Annotated in this window: 15 protein-coding genes; 8 read left to right on the forward strand and 7 right to left on the reverse strand. The window is 70.7% G+C overall.

What is annotated here, in order from left to right; all coding sequences use genetic code 11:
• Nucleotides 1-85: 85 nt before the first annotated feature.
• From H629_RS0100325 to H629_RS0100345, 5 genes are all read left to right on the forward strand, one after another.
• Entirely contained in the window at nucleotides 86-904 is an 819-nt protein-coding gene (locus H629_RS0100325; RefSeq protein WP_051137755.1) for a MoaF C-terminal domain-containing protein, read from the forward strand.
• Between the two features lie 46 nt (nucleotides 905-950).
• On the forward strand, nucleotides 951-2,132 hold the full coding sequence (locus tag H629_RS0100330) for an ABC transporter substrate-binding protein (RefSeq protein WP_024355365.1): 1,182 nt from the start codon (nucleotides 951-953) through the stop codon (nucleotides 2,130-2,132).
• A gap of 124 nt (nucleotides 2,133-2,256) precedes the next feature.
• Nucleotides 2,257-3,132 (forward strand): branched-chain amino acid ABC transporter permease, encoded by an 876-nt coding sequence (locus H629_RS0100335; protein WP_036084005.1) that lies wholly within the window; start codon nucleotides 2,257-2,259, stop codon nucleotides 3,130-3,132.
• On the forward strand, nucleotides 3,119-4,882 hold the full coding sequence (locus H629_RS0100340; RefSeq protein ID WP_024355367.1) for a branched-chain amino acid ABC transporter ATP-binding protein/permease: 1,764 nt from the start codon (nucleotides 3,119-3,121) through the stop codon (nucleotides 4,880-4,882). The genes H629_RS0100335 and H629_RS0100340 overlap by 14 nt, the downstream gene beginning before the upstream one ends.
• On the forward strand, nucleotides 4,879-5,574 hold the full coding sequence (locus H629_RS0100345; protein ID WP_024355368.1) for an ABC transporter ATP-binding protein: 696 nt from the start codon (nucleotides 4,879-4,881) through the stop codon (nucleotides 5,572-5,574). Before H629_RS0100340 ends, H629_RS0100345 begins: the two co-directional genes overlap by 4 nt.
• A gap of 70 nt (nucleotides 5,575-5,644) precedes the next feature.
• Here H629_RS0100345 and H629_RS0100350 read toward each other — a convergent pair whose 3' ends face one another.
• The 5 genes from H629_RS0100350 to H629_RS0100370 all read right to left on the reverse strand — a co-directional run bounded on the left by H629_RS0100350 (nucleotide 5,645) and on the right by H629_RS0100370 (nucleotide 11,930).
• On the reverse strand, nucleotides 5,645-6,970 hold the full coding sequence (locus tag H629_RS0100350; protein WP_024355369.1) for a SpaH/EbpB family LPXTG-anchored major pilin: 1,326 nt from the start codon (nucleotides 6,968-6,970) through the stop codon (nucleotides 5,645-5,647).
• Nucleotides 6,958-7,194 (reverse strand): hypothetical protein, encoded by a 237-nt coding sequence (locus H629_RS15335; protein WP_024355370.1) that lies wholly within the window; start codon nucleotides 7,192-7,194, stop codon nucleotides 6,958-6,960. The genes H629_RS0100350 and H629_RS15335 overlap by 13 nt, the downstream gene beginning before the upstream one ends.
• Before the next feature lie 200 nt (nucleotides 7,195-7,394).
• Nucleotides 7,395-9,095 carry an amidohydrolase gene (locus H629_RS0100360; protein ID WP_024355371.1) on the reverse strand — a complete coding sequence of 567 codons (1,701 nt, stop codon included), beginning with the start codon at nucleotides 9,093-9,095 and terminating at the stop codon, nucleotides 7,395-7,397.
• 34 nt (nucleotides 9,096-9,129) lie between these two features.
• The gene (locus H629_RS0100365) at nucleotides 9,130-11,007 is read right to left on the reverse strand and encodes an FAD-dependent monooxygenase (protein WP_024355372.1); all 1,878 of its coding nucleotides are present in this window, start codon (nucleotides 11,005-11,007) and stop codon (nucleotides 9,130-9,132) included.
• A gap of 107 nt (nucleotides 11,008-11,114) precedes the next feature.
• Entirely contained in the window at nucleotides 11,115-11,930 is an 816-nt protein-coding gene (locus H629_RS0100370; protein WP_024355373.1) for an SDR family NAD(P)-dependent oxidoreductase, read from the reverse strand.
• A gap of 301 nt (nucleotides 11,931-12,231) precedes the next feature.
• Between H629_RS0100370 and H629_RS0100375 the strand changes: the two genes are divergently transcribed.
• The 3 genes from H629_RS0100375 to H629_RS0100385 are packed head-to-tail and all read left to right on the forward strand — an operon-like array spanning nucleotide 12,232 to nucleotide 16,340.
• Nucleotides 12,232-14,310: a primary-amine oxidase gene (locus tag H629_RS0100375; RefSeq protein WP_024355374.1), complete on the forward strand. Its 2,079-nt coding sequence runs from the start codon at nucleotides 12,232-12,234 to the stop codon at nucleotides 14,308-14,310.
• Nucleotides 14,311-14,353: 43 nt separating this feature from the next.
• On the forward strand, nucleotides 14,354-15,991 hold the full coding sequence (locus H629_RS0100380; protein ID WP_024355375.1) for an amidohydrolase: 1,638 nt from the start codon (nucleotides 14,354-14,356) through the stop codon (nucleotides 15,989-15,991).
• Between the two features lie 37 nt (nucleotides 15,992-16,028).
• Nucleotides 16,029-16,340: an EthD family reductase gene (locus tag H629_RS0100385; protein WP_024355376.1), complete on the forward strand. Its 312-nt coding sequence runs from the start codon at nucleotides 16,029-16,031 to the stop codon at nucleotides 16,338-16,340.
• 176 nt (nucleotides 16,341-16,516) lie between these two features.
• Here the strand turns inward: H629_RS0100385 and H629_RS0100390 are convergent, their stop codons facing one another.
• Both H629_RS0100390 and H629_RS0100395 read right to left on the reverse strand, forming a co-directional pair.
• On the reverse strand, nucleotides 16,517-17,920 hold the full coding sequence (locus tag H629_RS0100390) for an amidase family protein (RefSeq protein ID WP_152485610.1): 1,404 nt from the start codon (nucleotides 17,918-17,920) through the stop codon (nucleotides 16,517-16,519).
• Nucleotides 17,921-18,041: 121 nt separating this feature from the next.
• Nucleotides 18,042-20,456: an arylsulfatase gene (locus H629_RS0100395; RefSeq protein WP_024355378.1), complete on the reverse strand. Its 2,415-nt coding sequence runs from the start codon at nucleotides 20,454-20,456 to the stop codon at nucleotides 18,042-18,044.
• Nucleotide 20,457: the final 1 nt, after the last annotated feature.

Raw genomic sequence — 20,457 nt, forward strand, 5'->3', positions numbered from 1 at the left:
CCGGATTGCCTACATTGAGAATCGTATTCCGGATGTCTGCGGCCCCCGCAGTCCATTCCGACTTCATCAAAGGAGACGAAGAAGAATGACCGAACCTCAGATCGCCGATTCTCGCGACGAGCGCCGCGGAGTCGACGAGTGGGCCACCTACGACGAGTTCGCAGCCGGCATCGACACGTACCGGCTGCCGGGCGTCTCCCTGGAGGGCCGCCGTCTCGCGCTCACCCTCGACGACGGCAGCTCGTTCACCGTCGACTTCGGTGCGGAGCGGGCGAGCTGGAGCGCGAGCGGGAGCATCGCCGCCGACGGCGCCGACGACCCGTACGACGCGGTGCAGGTGCGCAGCGACGTGTTCTTCCTGAACCTGCCGCTGGAGTCGCGGGATCGCGAGGCGGTCACCGTGGTCTGGTCCGAGCGCACGGGCCGGGCGATCGTCGCCCACTCGCACATCGACGCCGAGCGCGTCGAGGGCGAGCCGCAGGTGAAGCAGGACTTCTTCGCGGCCGAGGTCGACGGCATCGATGCGACGGGCGAGACGCCCGCGGAGTCGCGCGATCTGATCGGCATGCGCAACCTGTACCGCTACAGCCCCGAGCATCTGTACGAGCACGTGTACATGTCGACCGAGCGCTACGCGTGGCAGAACCTGCAGGGCGTGCAGCGCGGCCACGGCGACATGGATCTGTCGACGGTGTGGAAGCTCGACGACGGCCTCTACCTCTTCTGCTTCCGCGAGTTCCGCATCTCCGTCGCGAGCGTGTGGCTGCACGATCTGGGCTACAACCTCATGACCACCGGCATCTTCCTCGGCATCAACGGCAGCGGCGAGTCCGAGCACTCGCGCGCCGGCGGCCACATCTATCCGCTGGGCACGGTCAAGTACCCGGACATGCAGCCGGTCTGACCCCGAACTTCTCCATCACCCTTCACTCATCCGAGAGGACACACCAATGAAATCACGCATCCTGGGTGCCGCCGCGCTGACCGCGTCGGCCGCACTCGTGCTGAGCGGCTGCGCGGGCAGCGACGGCGGCGGCGAGGGCGCGCCGATCAAGCTCGGCTCCGTCAACACCATCAGCGGCCCGGCGACCTTCCCGGAGGCCTCCGAGGCGGCCGCCGCGGTCTTCGACCAGGTCAACGCGGAAGGCGGCATCAACGGGCGCCAGATCGAGTACAAGGCCACCGACGACAAGGCCGATCCGGCCACCGCCACCGCTTCGGCGCGCGAGCTGGTCGGCAGCGACGAAGTGGTCGCTCTCGTCGGCGGCGCCTCGCTGCTCGACTGCGAGATCAACGCGAAGTACTACGAGCAGGAGGACGTGCGCTCGATCCAGGGCATCGGCGTCGATCCCGGCTGCTTCAACTCGCCGAACATCGCGCCCGCGAACATCGGCCCGTTCAACGACACCACTCTCACGATGCTCTACGGTTCGGAGGAGCTCGGCCTCGAGAACCTCTGCGTGCTGACCAGCGTGATCGGCTCGACCGGCCCCGCCTACCAGGCCGCAGTGGATCGCTGGAGCGAGATCACCGGCAAGGAGCCCCTGTACGTCGATGACACCGTGCCCTACGGCGGCGCCGACTACACCCCCTACGTGGTGAAGGCCCGCGAGGCCGGCTGCGACGGCGTGGTGACGAACAACGTCGAGCCCGACGCGATCGGCATGCTGAAGGCCGCGAACCAGCAGGGCTGGGACGACGTCACCTTCCTGATGCTCACCTCGGTCTACAGCGAGAGCTTCGCGAAGGCCGTGTCGAACAGCGCCGCCGGCGTGTACGTGCCGGCCGAGTTCTTCCCCTTCACCGAGGACAGCGACGTCAACGCCGACTGGAAGGCGCTGATGGAGGAGAACGACATCACGCTCACCTCCTTCAGCCAGGGCGGCTACCTGGCGGCGACGTTCATGGTCGAGGTGCTGAAGAGCATCGAGGGCGACATCACCCGTGAGAGCGTCAACGAGGCCCTCGCGAACATGGATCCGATCGAGAACCCGATGATCGCCTACCCCTACCAGTTCGACAAGATCGCGGCTCAGGACTTCCAGCCGGGCGGCTGGCCCGTCACCCTGAAGTCGGGCACGAACGCCTGGGAGAAGGCCGCAGACGACTGGCTGATGATCCCGGCGAAGTAACGGCCGCACGGCCATCGCACCCGGTGCGGCTGGAGCCTTCGCTCCGGCCGCACCGGGCACTCCGTTTCAGACCTCGAAGGATTCCCATGCTTCTCACTTCCCATCGCACGCCGGGGAGGCGTCCGTGAACGGCGGGGCCCTGCTGCAGGGCGCGCTCTCCGGCCTCGCCGCCGGCGGCGTCTACGCCGTGTTCGCGGTCACGCTCACGCTCATGTCCCGCCTCGTGCGCGTCGTCAACTTCGCGCAGGCGGCCACGGGCATGTTCGCCGCGTTCGTGGCGGTCTGGTTCGCCAGCAAGCTCGGCCTGCCGGTCTGGCTCGCGACGATCGCCGGAATTCTCGTGGGCGCGCTGCTGTCGGCCCTCATCGGGTGGATCGCGGCCACCTGGCTCTCGGATGCGGATCTCTCGACCCGCTCCGCTATGACGGTGGGGCCGTTCCTGCTGCTGATGTCGCTCTCGTACATCATGTTCGGCAACAAGCCCCAGCCCTTCGCCCCGATCTTCAACGGCCCGGCGTTCACGATCTCCGGGGTCGTGGTGAGCTGGGTCACGGTCATCACGGTCTCGCTCGCGGTGCTGGTCGCGGTCGCTGCAGCGCTGGTGCTGCGCAAGACGACCATCGGCACCAAGCTGCGGGCCCTCTCGGACCGCCCCACCACCGCCGAGCTCATCGGCATCTCCTCGAAGCCGCTCGCGATCGGCGTGTGGGCGGTGACGGGCGCAATCAGCGCGGTCACGATCCTCATCATCGCCCCGACCCAGTCGAACGACGCGGTGACGCTCTCGATGCTCATCATCCCGGCGGCCGCCGCGGCGCTGCTCGGCGGTTTCAAGCGGCTCGATCTCGCCGTGGTCGGCGGCCTGCTGCTCGGCCTCATCAACGGCATGGTGGCTCAGATCAACGAGCTGGCGCTGGTGCGCAACTTCGTGCCGCTCATCTTCATCGTCATCCTGCTGCTGTGGTCGCAGCGAAAGGAGGTGTGGGATGCTGCTCGCTAATCGGCGCCTGCGCACCGTTCTGCCCATCGTCATCGCGATCCTCGGGATCGGGATCGGCTGGGCCCTGAGCGTCGGGCTCTCGGGATACGTCGTCTACCTGGCCATCAGCATGGTCACCGCGACGATCTCGCTGCTCGGCCTCGGCATCGTCACCGGCTCGGCGGGGATCATCGCCCTCTGCCAGCTCACCTTCAGCGCCATCGGCGCGTGGGTGGTCACGTTCCTGAACAAGAACGAGGCCCCGGGCGGGTTCATCGTCTGGCTGATCGCCGGCGCACTGGTCGCCGCGATCGCGGGCGTGCTGCTGGGCCTTCCGGCGCTGCGTCTGCGCGGAGTGAATCTCGCCGTCGTCACCCTCGGCGCTGCTGCCGCTGTCGACGTGCTGCTCGTGCAGACGCAGTTCCCGGGGCAGCAGGACGGGCTGTCGGTGGAGCGCCCCGGTCTCTTCTCGAGCGATCGCGAGTACTTCTTCTTCGCGGTGATCGTACTGGTGGTCTGCATCTACCTCGTCTTCCTGCTGCAGCGCAGCCGGGTCGGCAGCAGCTGGAAGGCCGTCGCCTTCTCCGAGCGCGGCACGGCCGCGGTCGGTCAGAGCGTGCGCTTGGCGAAGCTGTCGGCGTTCGCGATGAGCGCCGCCCTCGGCGGTATCTCGGGCGGCCTGCTCGCGGGCCAGGTCGGGATCCCCTACGCGTCGAGCTTCACACCGCTGATGTCGATCGCCTTCTACATCCTCGCGGTGATGAGCGGCACCTACCTGATCGACATGGCCATCTTCGGCGGCGTGCTGTGGGTGCTCGTACCCGAGCTGCTGAAGCGCTGGGGCGTGCCGCAGGACTGGGGTTTCGTGATCTTCGGTCTGCTCGGCATCCAGGCGATCACCGGCGGCTCGAACCTCGGCGAGGTGATCCGCGGCGGCTTCCGCAGGAGCGCGAAGAAGCGTCGTGCGGCGCAGGCCGAGACCGTCTCGAACGATGTCGGCACGACGGCACTCGACGTGTTCGCGGTGCCGGAGGCGGCGGAGCCGATTCCGGCGGATGCGGCGCCGGTGCTCGAGGTGCGCGGTCTCGGGGTGCAGTTCGGCGCGCTCAAGGCGAACGACGACGTGTCCCTGCAGGTGCGTCCGCGCTCCATCATGGGCCTGATCGGCCCGAACGGCGCCGGCAAGTCGACCTTCGTCGACGCGGTGAGCGGCTTCCTGCCGCAGCACACCGGCACGGTGCTGCTGGACGGCGAGGACATCACCCGGCTGTCGCCGGTGGCGCGCGCCCGCAAGGGGCTGCGCCGCACCTTCCAGCAGGATCGGGTGCCCCCGCAGCTGTCGGTGGAGGCGTATGTGCGATTCGTGGCGCGCAAGCGTCTCGATCATGATGAGCTGGCCGATGCGCTCGCATTCCTGGGCTGCCCGCCCCCGGAGGAGCAGCTGGCGAACGTCGACGTGGGCACGCGCCGTCTCATCGAGGTGGCTGCGGCGGTGCTGTCGGGTCCGCGCGTGCTGATCCTCGACGAGCCCGCGGCGGGTCTGTCGCACGAGGAGCATCTGCAGTTCGGGCATCGCCTCACGCGGATCCCGTCGCGCTTCGATACGGCGATCGTGGTCATCGAGCACGATCTCGATCTGGTGCGCTCGGTGTGCACGGAGCTCACCGTGCTCGACTTCGGCAAGGTGCTCGCTCAGGGCCCGACGCGTGAAGTGCTGGACGATCCCGCGGTGGTCGCCGCCTACATGGGAGATGCGGAGATGACGCAATGAACGAACTGCGATTGAGCGGCGTGACGGTGCGCCGCGGGGCCGGCCCGGTCGTGTCGGACGTCGATCTGACGTTGCAGGAGGGACGGATCCTCGCGCTCGTCGGGCCGAACGGCGCCGGCAAGACGAGCCTGCTGGAGTCGGTGTCGGGAGTGATCGATCACTCGAGCGGCGATATCACCCTCGGTGGCGAGTCGATCGCGAAGTGGAGCCGGGTGCAGCGCTCGCGTGCGGGCATCGCCCACATCGAGCAGGGGCGCGCGATCTTCCCGTCGCTGACCGTGCGCGAGAACCTGCTGCTCACCGCGAAGAACGATGCGGGCGTGCAGGAGGTGCTGCAGTCGTTTCCCGAGTTGGAGAAGCGGATCGATTCGCAGTCGGTGCTGCTGTCGGGCGGCGAGCAGCAGATGCTGGTGCTCGCCCGCGCGTTCGCGTCGAAGCCGCGTTTCCTGCTGATCGACGAGATGTCGCTCGGTCTCGCGCCGGTCGTGTTCATGCGACTGCTGCCGTTGATCCAGCAGATCGCGGCGTCGCGGGTGGGCGTGCTGCTCGTGGAGCAGTTCACGCACCTCGCCCTCGGCATCGCCGACGACGCGATGGTGGTGGCGAGCGGCCGGGTGAGCCACCCGCAGGGGCCGGCGAAGCAGCTCGCCGACGATGAGGCGCTGCTGCGTCAGGCGTACCTGGGCGGCTGAGCCACGCACGCAGAAGCCTCCCGCCCCCTGAGCTTGTCGAAGGGAGCGGGAGGCTTCTGCGTGCGGCTGCTTAGCCGGCGGTGACGTTCTCGACCTTCTTACGGCGGCCGAAGATCGCGAAGAGCAGGCCGCCGGCGATCAGCACCGTGCCCGCGATGCCGATCGCGACCCCGCCCGCACCGCCGAGCACCGGCAGCGCACCGGCCTGGCGCTGGCGGTTCTCGATGCTCACGATCGCAACCGCACCCGGGGCCCGAACCGGCGTCACCGTGATCTCCGTCGGCGCGGCACTCGCCACGTATCCCGCGGGGGCGCTCGTCTCCACCAGCCAGTAGCGCTCCCCAGCGGGCGACGCTTTCAAGCCTGTGATCACCGCGAAGCCGTGATCCGCGCCCTGATCGGCCGTCACGAAGGTCCTGCCGTCGCCGCTCACCCCGGACCCGGCGGCGAACTCCAGGCCCGCGGTCACCGGCTGCCCGGCCTCCACCTCCGCCACCGCATCCCATGCGGCCGCTTCCGAGGCGAACACCTGGAACCCCGCACCCGACAGCCGCGCCGACTGATCCGCGGGGTCTCCGCCCTCGATCACCTTGTTCACCCGCGCCGACCCCCAATAGGTGCGCGGCGACGACGGGGTGAGCTGCTCGTCGTTCAGCCAGAGCACGGCGCTTTTGACGATCTCACCCCGGGTGGGCACCGAGACGACGCGGGTCGCCAGCCTGAAGTCGAGCTGCGCCCCGTCGCCCGCCGAGTGCAGCGCGTCGAGTCCCGGCTGCTCCAGCCGCATCGTCACCACGCCCGGCACCGGCTCCACCGCGAAGTCGCCGGGCGCCGTGAGCTCGATCTCGGGCCCCGAGGTCGGCCGGATCGTGACCGTCGGCGCGGGATCCTCGGCATAGGCGAGACCGGTGGGGAGGATGTCCATCACCTCGTAGCGGTGCGGCGTCGGCGTCGTGTGCGGCACATTGCCGGTGATCGTCCAGTTCACGAGGTCGCCGAGCGCGTGCGCAGCGCTGTCGTCGCCCGTCTTCACCACACCGGAGGCGATCGCCTTCGGATAGGCGTAGATGTCGTAGTTGAAGACACCGGGCTCCTGGGTGGGCATCGGCGCGGTCACGAGGAAGGACTGCACATCGCTCGTCATCGATGCGGGCTTGGCCGTCTGGTACACCCAGTAGAGACCCACGCGCAGCACGCTGACCTTGAACTTGCCTGACCCGGCGTCGCCGCCTGTCGCACCCCGCCACACGGGCACCAGCGTCGGCGACGACGCCGGGAACGCCGCAGGATCGTCCAGGTAGGGCTGGATCAGCGCCCACCCCGCGTCGGTGGTCAGGTCGACCGGCACTCCGCCGATCTCGGTGACCCGCTCGACCTCGAACGTCACGCCGTCCACGGGCAGCGCGCCTTCGGGCAGCGCGTCGAGCTTCGACCCGTCGCCGACGATACCGGTCGGCGGCGTGGGCGGGTGAGCACCTGCACCGTCAGCGACCCGAAGCGATCCGGATCGATATCGGCCGGTGACGCGTGACCCGCGGTCGCCGCACCCCCGATCAGGGCCGCCGCGCCCAGAACGATCGCCGCCAGTGCGGCACCCCAGCGGCCTGCGGTTGTCGACATGGCGAAGTCCTCTCCTCGTGGGGAACCGCTCGGACCTCGCGTCCCCGAGCAGCGGGAATCGATCCACGCCCGAGTTCTCCCCCGCCGGGTCGGAACCGGCGAACCGCGCATACATCGCGCTCAGCATACCCACGGGAGACGCCCAGCATCGCCCCATTAGGAGTTTTCGCCCAACGCCCCGGGGTCGGAAGCGCCCCGCGTCACCCCCGCTCGTGCACCGTCCGTCCACCGAACACGGTGAGGTCGACGCGCAGCTCGGTCAGCCGCTCCGGCGCCACGGAACGCGGGTCGGCGTCGAGCACCACGAGGTCCGCAACCTTGCCCGGTTCCAGCGACCCGCGCCACTGCTCGGCGAAGCTCTGCCGCGCCGGCTCCGACGTGTACGCACGCAGCGCCGTCGCGAAGTCGACGCACTGCTCCGGACCGGACACCCGCCCCGTCGCCTTCGACCGGCGCGTCATCATGCCCGAGATGCCGGCGAGCCAATCCGGCGGTGTCACCGGGGCGTCGGAGCTCGCGCAGAAGATCGCCCCCGACTCCGCAGCGGAACGCGTCGGCCACTGGCGCGCCGAGAGCTCCTCGCCCACCACCGCATCCATGAGATCGGTGATCTGCGCTTTGATCCCTGGGTTCATGTTGACCCCGTAGCCGCGCTCGCCCAACTGCGCCAGACGCTCATCCGAGATGAAGTCGCCGTGGATCACGTAGTGCCGCGCGTCCGCACGCGGATGCTGCTCGTTCGCCGCGACGAACGCGTCGACGGTGATGTCGATGCCGTGATCACCCGTCACATGCACGCCCGCCTGCAGGCCCAGGCCATGCACGGTGTCGATCGCGCGACGCAGCTCGGCCTCCTGCAACGGCTCGCTCGCGCCGTGCACGCACAGGGCGCCGTGCCCCTGCGAAGGTCCGTAGGGCTGCCACATGTAGGCCGTCTCATTCGGCGGCACCCCGTCGGCGAAGAGCTTCACCCCGATCACGTTCAGCAGCCGCGGATCGACGGGCTCGCGAGCGGCGAGCTGATCCCGCACCCGGTCCTCGAGCCGATCTGCCGACTCCCCCATCGCGAGCGGCAGCATCAGCACCGATACCCGCGCCGTCAGCTCCCCGGCCGCGACGAGCTCCTCATAGGCGCGGATCGCGTCGCCGCCGAGCGCCCCGCCCAGCACGCCCTCACCACCCGGGCCGAGCCCGGGCTCCGTGAAGGCGGTGATGCCACGCGCGTTGAGGCGACGCACCGCGTCGGCGATCGCCTGTTTGCGAGTCGCGTAGTCGGGCCGCGGGATGATCGACTGCACGAGGTCCTGCGCGCCCTCGCGCAGAATCCCCGTCGCCTCGCCGTGCTCGTCACGGTCGATCACGCCGCCCGCGGGCGGGAGCGTGCCGCGATCCACACCCGCGAGACGCAGCGCCGCACTGTTGACGACCACCATGTGCCCCGAGAAGTCGGTCAGGCAGACCGGATGCTCGGGGGCGGCCGCGTCGAGGTCGGCCCGGTGCAGGAGCGAGCGCTCGCCGCTCAGGCACTCGTCGAGATAGCCGGCATCCCAGCCCTGCCCCACGATCCACTCGCCCGTTGCACGCACGGCCGCGGTCGCACGCACCAGCTCGACGATGTCGGCGATCGACCGCACGCTCGGGAAGGCGAGATCGAGCGAATACGGCGGGCTGCCGATCCCCCACGCCGCGGCGTGCAGATGCGAGTCATCGATGCCGGGCAGCACCGCCCGCCCATCGAGCTCGATCACCCGGGTATCGGGCCCGATGAGCCCGGCGATCTCGGCGTCATCGCCCACCGCGAGCACTCGGCCGTCGCCCACGGCGATGGCCTGCCCGACCGAGAAGTCGCGATCGACGGTGTAGACGGCGCCGCCTCGCAGCACCAGATCGGCTGATTCCATGATGTTCCCCCTCTGTTCTCGTCGAATCGACGTCTTACTCGGATGCCGTGAAAATCGGCTCGAAGAACGCGGCGAGTTCGTCGGTCGCCGAGAGCGGCAGCACCGTCGCGACATACTGATCGGGCCGCACCACCACCACGGCACCGTCGCGGCTCACCCCGCGCTCGTCGAAGATGTCGTTGCCCGGAATGGCAGCCCACGTCTTCTCGTAGTTGATGAGCTGGAACGGCCCGCGGCGGGGCATGAACAGCTCCGGCACACGGCCCAGCTCGATATCGTGATAGCCCTCCTGATAGACCACCTTCACGTCGAAGCGGCTGTCGAGGTCGGCGCCCGTCGGAGTGAACCGGCGCACCGGGGAGTGCTCCGACGACAGCATCCACTCGGCCCAGCGATCCAGGGCCTCCGCGCCCGCATCGGCGAACGCGTAGATGCGGTATCGCCCGTCGGCGCGGTGGTGGTGGCCGAGGTGGGCGAGCACGCCGTCGGCGACCCGCACCGCCTCCGCGGACTTGAAGCGCTTGCCGACCGGGAATCCCGTCGCGAGGCCCTGGTGCGCCCCGTCTCCGGTGAGCGTCGACGACTCGTACTGCGTCATGAAGCCGGCGGGGAACTCGGCCGTGGCGATGTAGAAGTCCTCCAGCTCGCGCGGCGACGCGAACTCCTCCGGCTTCTTCGCCATCAGCGTCGACCATTCCTTGTCGAAGTCGATCAGGTTCTGCGCGATGACCCGCCGCTCCTCGGAGTAGGTCTCCAGCAGCGACTCGGGGCTGCGCCCCTCGAGCACGTATCCCAGCTTCCAGGCCAGGTTCCAGCCGTCCTGCAAAGACACGTTCATGCCCTGCCCCGCCTTCGCGCTGTGCGTGTGGCACGCGTCGCCGGCGAGGAAGACGCGCGGGGCGCGCCGCCCGCCCTCATGCGCGTCGGCGTCGTCGAAGCGGTCGGTCAGACGGTGCGCCACCTCGTAGACGCTCCACCAGGAGACGTCCTTCACGTCGAGCGTGTAGGGGTGCAGGATCGCGTTCGCCCGCGCCGCGATCTGCTCGACCGAGGTCTGGCGCACGGCCCCACGGTCGTTCTCACCGGTCTCGCCGAGATCGACGTACCAGCGCACCAGGTAGTTGCCCTCGCGGGGTATCACCAGAATGTTGCCGCCGTCACCGGACTGGATGATGCTCTTGCGGCGAGTGTCGGGGAAGTCGGTGACGGCGAGCGCGTCCATCACGCCCCAGGCGTGCATCGCCTGATCGCCCGCGAGCCGACCCCCGATCGCGGCCCGCACGCGGCTGCGAGCGCCGTCGGCCCCCACGACGTACTTCGCGCGCACCACGCGGGTGGCGCCCTCATCCGCGCCGGTCGTGCGACGCAGCGTGACCGCCACAGGGTACTCGCCCTCGCCGACCTCCAGCCCCTCGAACTCGTAGCCGTAGTCGACCCGCCCCCGCGCCGGCGAACGCTCCGCGAACTCCGCCAGGTAGTCGGCCACCCGCGTCTGATTGACGATCAGCTGCGGGAACTCGCTGATGCCGATGAGGGTGTCCGGCGTGGTCGAGCTGCGGTGGATGTTGCGCGGATCCTCGGGGTCCGGCGTCCAGAACTCGGTATCGACAAGCTGGTATGCCTCCTGAATGATCTGCTCAGCGAAACCGAACGCCTGGAACGTCTCCACGCTGCGCGCCTGAATCCCATCAGCCTGACCTACCTCCAAGCGACCAGCCCGTCGCTCCACGATCCGCGTGGTGACGCCCGGAAACTGTGCGAGCTGCGCGGCTGTGATGATGCCGGCGGGGCCCGAGCCCACGATCAGCACATCGACCTGTTCGGGCAGCTCGTCCGGTCGGTCCAGTCCGACCCCCGCAGCCGGCTCGATGCGCGGATCGACAGTGGTGTACCCGTTGTGGTGGAACTCCATCGTCCCACTCCCTTCTGTTCAGTGGTCGGCACCCGACCCTCGGCTGGGCAAACGAATCCACCCAGGCCCCACAGGCGAACGCCTCAGAGCCGAGAGCGGATCCGCCCCTACATACCTGCGTGCTCGAACGCCAGCGTGGGAAGATCGACGACGTGCGCGCCGCCGTCGGCCATGATGACGGCGCCCGTGATGTACGACGACTCGCTCGACCCCAGGAAGCGCACCACCGAGGCGATCTCCTCAGGCTCCCCCACCCGCTTCAGCGGCACGTCGCGCGTGACGCGGCCGTACGCCTCCTGGCGGGTCGTCAGCTCGGGCACGTGGTTCATGAACTCGTCCATCTCGGCATCGGCCATCGGCGTGCGAGTCCACCCGGGGCACACCGCGTTGACGCGCACCCCGTGCACGCCGTAGTCGCGGGCCATGGAGCGGGTGAGGCCGATGAGTGCGTGCTTCGTGGTGGTGTAACCCGCCACCTTCGGGCCGGCGAAGACGCCGGCGAGCGACGAGATCACGACGATCTGCCCGCGGCTCTCCACGAGCGCCGGCAGCGCCTCGCGCGACATCGTGAACGCCGTGGTGAGGTTCACGCGGATCGACGACTCCCACGTCTCGTCGTCGGTCTCGCCCACCGCGTTGAAGCCGTGGCCGCCGGCGTTCGCCACGAGCACGTCGATGCGGCCGAACTGCTCGAGGATCTGCGCCACAGCCGCCCGCGCCGACTCGCCATCCGCCGCGTCCGCGGCGATCGCGGTGCCGCCGAGTCTCCCGGCGACCTCCTCGAGGGGGCCGAGCCTGCGCCCGATCAGCACCACCTGCGCGCCCTCGCCCGCGTAGCGCTCGGCGACTGCCGCACCGATCCCCGTGCCGCCGCCCGTGATGACGACGACCCGTCCGTGAACACCGTTGTTCTGCTCTGCCATGAGGTTCCTTTCACCCGAGGCCGGTTCTCGCGGGCCGCGCCGGCCCGTCCACCCCTCATCCTCGCCGGTTCCGGGCGCGGCGACGACGGGGTGGGCGCTCGCAGCCCAGCACTCTTCCCGCTGAGTCAACTGCGGCGGCGCCTGCGGCCGCGCCTACGCCCCCCGCCGGCATCATGCCCGCAGGGTCAACCCCGCAGCGCCCACGGTCAACGACCGTCGCGCTTCCCACTGTCCAAATGACAAGCCGCTTGGGATACTGGGAGAGGACGCTCCACCGGTCACCACGACGAGGATGATTTCAATGACGCACGCCCCCTCCGGCCCGCACCGGCCCGACGCCACCCACACGCACGGCAAGCGGGTGACCACCCCCGAGACGGCCGAGCACCCCCTCGATCCGCTCACCGGCGCCGAGATCGCCGAGGCCCGGCGCATCCTCGCCGAAGCCGGCCACTTCGGCGAGCACACCCGCGTGCCGCGCATGCTCCCCGTCGACCCCGCGAAGGCCGACCTCGCGGCGTGGCGGCCGGGCGACCCGCTCGACCGCCGCATCCGCGTCACCCTGCTGGAGCGCAGCACCGGCGTCGCATCCGAGGCGATCGTCGCCGTCACCCGCGGCGAGATCGACAGCCTCCGGACGCTGCCGAACACCGAGGAGCCCTACGGTCAGCCGCAGTACCTCTTCGAGGAGTACGAGGACGCCGCCGCCATCGTGAAGGCCTCCCCCGAGTGGCAGGCCGCGATGCGCCGCCGCGGCCTCGCCGAGCACATGGAGCTCGCATTCTGCTCGCCGCTCGCACCCGGCTTCTTCGGACGCGAAGACGAGATCGGCCGCCGCCTCGTGCGCTCCCACACCTACCTGCGCTTCTCCGTGAGCGACAGCCCCTGGGCCCACCCCATCGAAGGGCTCGTGGTGCACGTCGACCTCACCGAGCGCCGCGTGATCCGCATCGACGACGAAGGCGATGTGCCTGTGCCCGAAGCGCACGGCAACTACACCCTCGACGTGCAGGGTCCCGCGCGCACCAGCCTGAAGCCCATCGAGATCACGCAGCCCGAAGGGCCCTCCTTCTCGGTCGACGGCAGCCTCGTACAGTGGGAGAACTGGAAGTTCCGCGTCGGCTTCACCCAGCAGGAAGGCCTGGTGCTCAACCAGATCACCTTCCGCGACGGCGATGAGGATCGCTCCGTCGCGCACCGGGCCAGCGTGCCTGAGATGGTCGTGCCCTACGGCGACACCTCGGTGAGCCGCTACTGGATCAGCTACTTCGACGCCGGCGAGTACCTGCTCGGCAAGAACGCGAACTCGCTCGCCCTCGGCTGCGACTGCCTGGGAGTGATCCACTACTTCGACGCCTTCGTGCCCGACGACCACGGCCACCCCGTGAACATCCCGCAGGCGATCTGCATGCACGAGGAGGACTACGGCATCCTCTGGAAGCACACCGACCTCGACGGCAACGCCGAGGTGCGCCGCAGCCGCCGCCTCGTGGTGAGCTACTTCTCCACCATCGGCAACTACGACTACGGCTTCTTCTGGTACTTCTACCTCGACGGCTCCATCCAGGTCGAGGCGAAAGCCACCGGCATCGTCTTCGCGGGCGCCGGGACCCCGGGCAGCGACGACCCCCACCGCACCGAGATCGCCCCCGGCATCTTCACGCCCGTGCACCAGCACCTCTTCTGCGCCCGGATCGACGCGGCCATCGACGGCGAGGACAACACGCTGCACGAGATCGAAGCCGTCGGCATCCCGATCGGTCCCGAGAACCCCTACGGCAACGCCTTCACCTGGTCCGACACCCAGCTGAAGAGCGAGCAGGAGGCGCAGCGCCTCGCCAACGGCCTCACCAGCCGCGTCTGGGAGGTGCGCTCGGCGCACCGCACCAACCACGTCGGCAAACCCACCTCCTACTGGCTGATTCCCGAAGGCAAGATGCTGCTCGCCGCGCAGCCCGAGTCGACCGTGCACGGACGCGCGAACTTCGCGACGAAGCATCTGTGGGGCACGCAGTACGATCCCGAGGAGCTGTACCCCGCCGGCTTCCATCCCGGAGCCCACGCCCCGGGCGCGGGCCTGCCCGAGTGGACGCAGGCCGACCGCTCGCTCGACGGCGAGGACATCGTGCTGTGGCACGTCTTCGGCCCCACCCACATCCCGCGTACCGAGGACTGGCCGATCATGCCGGTCGACTACTCCGGATTCTGGTTCAAACCGCACGGCTTCCTCGACCAGAACCCCGCTATGAACCTGCCCGCGGATGCCCGCGCCTCGGCCGCCTGCGGCACCGGCGACGGCTGCTGCGCCGGAGCCGACTGCGGCTGCTGCGCGGGCGACGCCTGCCGCTGCGGCAACCCCGGCTGCGCCTGCGGCAAGTAGCCGTACTCCCAGCACCACCCACCACCCACCTCTGGAGTCATCGATGACCACCCACCCCGCACTCATCCTCACCAACGGCCGCATCTACACGGTCGACCCGGCGAACCCCTGGGCCGAGGCGATCGCCGTCGCCGAGGGCCGCATCCTCGCCGTCGGATCGGCCCAGGAGATCGGCGCCCTCGCAGGCCCCGAGACCGAGGTGCGGGATCTCGCCGGGGCGTTCCTCATGCCCGGCCTCGTCGACGCGCACAACCATCACGCGATCGCCGGTGAGGAAGAGCTGTTCCAGCTGCGGCTCCCCATCGGCGCCCACCTCGACGGCATCGTCGCCGCCGTGCGCGACCACGCCGCCGCGCTGCCCGAGGAGGCGTGGATCGTCGGCGGCCCCTGGGCGAGCGACCGGCTGGGCGAGCTCAGCACCGCCGACGCACTCGCGCAGCTCGACGAGGCGGCCGGCGGACGCCCCGTCATGCTCTCCGACGACTCGCACCACAACCGCTGGGTCAGCTCACGGGCACTCGAACTCGCGGGCGTCGAACCTGGCCAGGACGGCGTGGTCGTCGACGCCGACGGCCGCCACACCGGCGTGCTGTTCGAAGCCGCCGGGATCCCCGTCGCCCGCGCGCTGCGCGCCGCCGGCGGCCTCTCCGCGGAGCAGGACCGTCAGGCGTCCCAGCGCGGCGTCGAGATCCTGAACTCCTACGGCGTGACGGCGTTCCAGGACGCCGCCGTGTCGACGCCCACCCTGGAGGCGCTGCGCTCGCTCGACGCGAGCGGCGAGCTGAACGCGTGGGTCGTGTCGTCGATGCTCATCAACGACGAGATCTTCGGCTACACCCCCGTCGGCGAAGACCTCGTCTTCGACGGCGAGCGCTTCCGCACCGAGCACCACCGGCCCGACTTCGTGAAGATCTTCCTCGACGGCGTACCCCCGACGCGCACCGGCGCGTTCATCGAGCCCTACCTGCCCGACGAGGTGCATGGCGCCCACCACCACGGCGACACCCTGCTGAAGCCTGAAGAGCTCACCGACTGGCTGCGTCGCGTCGCCCAGCACGGCATCTCGGCGAAGATCCACTGCACGGGCGACGCCTCCGTGCACGCCGTGCTGAACTCGGTCGAGACGCTGCGCCGCGAGGGCTTCTCGGACACCCGCTACCACGTGGCGCACGGCCAGTTCATCCACCCCGACGACATCTCCCGCTTCGCCGAGCTCGGCGTCGTCGCCGAGATCTCGCCCTTCATCTGGGTGCCCGGCCCCATCGTCGACGCGATCCGCGAGGTGCTGCCCCGCGAACGGGCCGACCGCATGCAGCCCAACCGCGACCTGCTCGACGCGGGCGCCGTCGTGGCGGGCGGCTCGGACTGGCCCGTGTCGGTCTCGCCGAACGCGTGGGAGGGGATCCACGGCCTCGTCACCCGCGAAGACCCGAGCGGCCAGTACCCGGGCACCCTCTGGCCCGAGCAGGCGATCACGCTCGACGAGGCCATCGCGGCCTTCACCATCGGCGGCGCCACCGCGCTCGGCCTCGCCTCGGAGACCGGATCGCTCGAAGTCGGCAAGTCGGCCGACTTCGTGCTGCTCGACCGCAACCCCTTCGAGCACCCCGCGAACCGGCTCGTGCAGACCACCGTCGACGAGACCTGGTTCGCCGGCCACCGCGTGTTCGCCCGCGACTGATCCGCCACTCACCCGCGCACCACACAGGAGAACCGCTATGCACAAGCTCACCGTGCTCTACCCCGAGCCCACCGATCGCGCCGCGTTCACGGACTACTACCTCAGCACGCACCTGCCGCTCTGCGCACAGCTGCCCGGCGTGCAGGAGATCACCTACTCCCTCGGCATCTCCGAGCCCGGCGAGGGGCCGTACTTCGCCATCTTCCAGGCGAGCTTCGCCGACGAGGCGGCGCTCGGGGCGGCGCTCTCCTCGCCCGAGGGGCGGGCCGTCGAGGCCGACGTGCCGAACTACGCCACCGGCGGGGCGGTCGTCTTCCCGTTCGCGGTGGAGACGCTGCCCCTCGGCTGAGCACGGGCTCCGCGGCCGGGAGGCCGGGCTCCGCTGAGCGGGCCCGGGCTCGGGTCCGCCCAGCGGCTCGCGGGACGGATCGAATCGGGCTCAAGGGGTGGATCGGCCCAGCCGTCAGGGGCGGATCGGCCTGCCCGTCAGGCGCGGGTCGACTCAGCCTCCCGGCGCGGATCGACTCAGCCGAGCGCGTCCTCGATACGGGCCGCGAGCGCGAGCAGCTCCTCATCGCAGCCGGGAATGCCGTCGAGCAGCAGGCCCGCTCCGCTCGGCTGCGGCGCGCCGCCCGGCAGGCCGGCTCGCGATCGCACGGCGCCGTCGCCCGCGAGCGGCATCGACAGGCTCGGCGCCCCCGTGACGGTCGCGAGGCGGGCGAAGCCGGTGACGACGCCGAAGAGCCGATCCCGCTCCGGGAGATCGAGGCCCAGCACCGCGTCGACGCGGGGCGGCAGAATCGGCACGACCGGGCGCAGCACCGCATCGAGCCCGGCGCGGTGCAGCACCGCGAGATACGACGCTCGCGCCCGCGCGCAGTCGTTCTGCAGCTCGTGCCAGCGCGGCGTCCAGACCCCGTCGGCGACGGCCGCCAGGCTGCCCTCCACGAGTCGCACCACGTGGGGATCCGCCATCTCGGCAAGCACCCCGTCGAGCCCCGGCAGCCCCTCCTCGCTGCGCAGATACGCTGCCAGCGAGGGGGCGAGCTCCTGCGCGCCCAGCTCAGGCTCGAACACCGCGGTCGCGCGATCGAGCGCGGCGAACGAGACCTCCACGAGCTCCACGTCCCGCGCCCCGGCCAGGCGCCCCAGCGCCGCCCGCACCGCCGCTGCGACCCCGGCTTCGCACCGCTCGACGTCGGCCGGGTCGAAGCCGAGACGCAGCGGCGCAGCGGAACGGCCGCCGGCCGTCGCCGGCCGAGCCGACGCACCGGCCGGCGCCCCCGCGAGCGCGGCGTCCAGCTGCCGCAGCGAGGCGAGATCCGCCGCCATCGGGCCGATCGTGTCGCGGGAGTAGGCGATGCTCACGACACCGCTCCCCGGATAGCGGCCGGTGCTCGGCCGGAACCCCCAGGTGCCCGTGAACGCCGCCGGAATGCGGGTGGATCCGCCGGTATCGGTGCCGATCCCGTGCGCGCAGACCCCCGCCGCGACCGCAGCCGCGGTGCCGCCGCTCGACCCGCCGGCCACCCGCCCCGGCAGCGCCGGATTCGGCACGACCCCCGCTGCCGTGTGCGTGGAGGTGATCCCCAGCGCCAGCTCGTGCAGATTGGTCTTCCCGACCACCACCATGCCCTGCGCCCGCAGCCGGGCGAGCGCAGGCGCATCATCGGGCGGGAGGAAGCCGCGCAGCGCCGGCGTCGCGGCGGTGCACGCGAAGCCGAGCGCGTGAACGTTGTCCTTCACGACGAGCGGCAGACCCGTCAGCGCGCCTGGCGCGGAGCCCGCCCCGCCCTCGGCGGCGCGGGCGATCGCGTCTTCCTCGGCCACGCTCACGAGAATCCCGGGAGGAGCGGCCCGAGCCGCCTCCCAGGCGCGCCGCAGCGCGTCTCGTCGGTGCCCCGGCCGCCTCGTCGCATGCTCGCCCATCGCCTCACCGTACCCCTTCCCGGCGGCTCGCGCCGCGAACCGAGCCGCGATCCACCACCGGTGCGTCTCCGGCGCGTCTCCGCGTGCGTTTCGCACGCCCCGGCAACGCCCGGAGCGCCGCTCAGTCGGCCAGCTCGGCGACCGCCTCCCCGATCCGACGCAGCACCGTGCGGTCGTGCTGCGAACGCGCGCCCGGCACGTAGCGCAGCCGCTCGATGGCGCCGCCCGCGAAGCGGAAACCGCCGCCGTGCCGCTCGTGCAACTGCCAGTCGACCGGCCCTCCGTAGTCGTAGCCGACGCTGATGCCCGTGAACGGCGCCATGCCGAGCAACATCGGCACCTCAGAGATCTCCGCCCACGGCTCCCCGTCGACCTCGAGCCGCACCCGCCAGCGCAGCCCCTCCAGCTCGTCGAAGCGCAGCACCAGTTCACGAGCCCCCGGTCGCAGCGCCGCACCGCTCGCACGGTGCATCTCGCCGTACGCGTTGTACGCCAGCAGCGGCGCGCCGTGCTCGATCGCCAGCAGGTATCCCCCGCCCTGATCGCCGTGCGCCACGACCACGCCCTCGGCCGCGACGGTTGTCTCGGCGGCGGACGCGCCGTCGGCCCCGCCGTCGGCCGCTTCGGCGCCGGGCAGCGCGAGCGACGCCTCCACGACGAACGACTTCAGCACCGTGAGCTGCGCGGCGCGGAACCGCTCGAGCGGCGGGCGGAAGGGCACCAGGCTCACCGGATCCGAGAGCGGCGCCTCGGTCTCGGGACGGTTCACGTGCAGCGAGCCGTCATCATCGAGCGGGAACACCGCGTTGCGCCACGCCTCATCGCGCCACCGCTCGGCGAGCGCCGCAGTGCGCTCGGGCTCCGCCCCGGCGAGATCACGGGTCTCGGTGGGGTCGTCGGCGAGATGGTACAGCTCCCACTCGCCGCCGGCAGCGCCGTCCTCCCGCGACGGCGGCGTCGGCGAGACCGCCTTCCAATCGCCATCGACCATCGCGCGACGCCCCACGCACTCGAAGTACTGCGCTTCGCGCCCCTCGGCCCCGGGGTCGCCCAGCACCTCGGCCACGCTCGCGCCGTCCGGCTGCTGCGCGCGCCGCCCCCGCAGCTCGTCGAGCGCGGGCACCCCCGTGAGTTCCAAGATCGTGGGGGCCAGGTCGGATACGAAGACGAATTGGTCGCGCAGCCCGCGAGCGCGCACGGGCGCCGCCGGCCACGACACGATGAGCGGCGCGTGCACGCCGCCCTCGTAGGTCGACGACTTGAAGGAGCGGAACGGGGTGTTCGAGACGCGCGCCCACCCGGTCGGATACTGGCTGAAGACCTGAGGGCCGCCGATCTCCTCAGGGTCGCGCGGCACATCGCGCACCCACCCCTCCGGCACCGGGGCCGAGTGGCCGAACTGGGCGAAGTAACTGCGCGTGCCGCTCGGCCCGCCCTCGGCGGTGCCGCCGTTATCGCTCGCGAGCACCACGATCGTATTCTCCCGCTCGCCCAGGCGCTCCAGGTGGGCGAGCAGACGCCCCACGCTCTGATCGACCTCGTCGACCGCGGCGGCGTATACCTCCATGTGGCGGGCGAACAGGGCGCGATCCTCGTCGCTCAACGATTCCCAGCACGGAATCCGGTCGCCGTCGGCGATCGCATCGGCGGGCAGCTCGGCGTGCGGCGGCACCACTCCGAGCTCGCGCTGGCGGGCGAACCTCGCCTCGCGCAGCGCGTTCCACCCCGCCTCGTAGCGCCCGCGGTGGCGCTCGATGTCGATCCGCTTGGCCTGGATGGGCCCGTGCACCGAGGTGTGCGCGTAGTAGAGGAAGAAGGGCTTCGCCGCGTCGTTGACCCGCAGCTCGTCGATCATGGCGAGCGCCTCGTCGGTGAGCTCGTCGGTGAGGAAGTAGCCGTCCGGGAAGCGCTGCACGTCGACCACGGAGTTGTCGCGCACGAGACGGTGCGGATGGTGCAGCGAGGTGAAGCCGTCCATGCTGCCGAAGTAGCGGTCGAATCCTCGCTGCACCGGCCAGGACGACTTGTCAGCGGCGTCGTGCAGGCGCGACTCGAGCGTGAGATGCCATTTCCCCACGGCGAAGGTGGCGTACCCGCCCGCGCGCAGCGACTCCGCCAGCGTCGGCGCATCCTCCGGCAGCTCGCAGGTGAATCCGGGATACCCCGGGTCGGTGTGGGCGACGAACCCGAAGCCCGCGCGATGCGGGTTGAGGCCGGTCATGAGCGCGGCCCGCGCGGGCGAGCACATGGGAGCGGTGCGGTAGTTCGTGAACACCCAGCCGTCCCCCGCCAGGGCGTCGATGTGCGGCGTGGGGATCTCGCTGCCGAAGGGACCGAGATCGCTGAACCCCAGATCGTCGACCAGCATCACGATCACGTTCGGCGACCCCGTCGCCGCGACGGTCCGCTCCGGCCACCACGGCGTCGACTCCGAGGCGAACTCGGCCGCCCGCCCTCCGAACCCCGCGTAGCCGCGGCGCGGAGGGGACCCGCCGTCGCGCCCGTCCCCTCCGGCCAGGCCCGCGCGCTCGCCCACG

The organism is Leucobacter chironomi DSM 19883, assembly GCF_000421845.1.
GTDB classification, from domain to species: domain Bacteria; phylum Actinomycetota; class Actinomycetes; order Actinomycetales; family Microbacteriaceae; genus Leucobacter; species Leucobacter chironomi.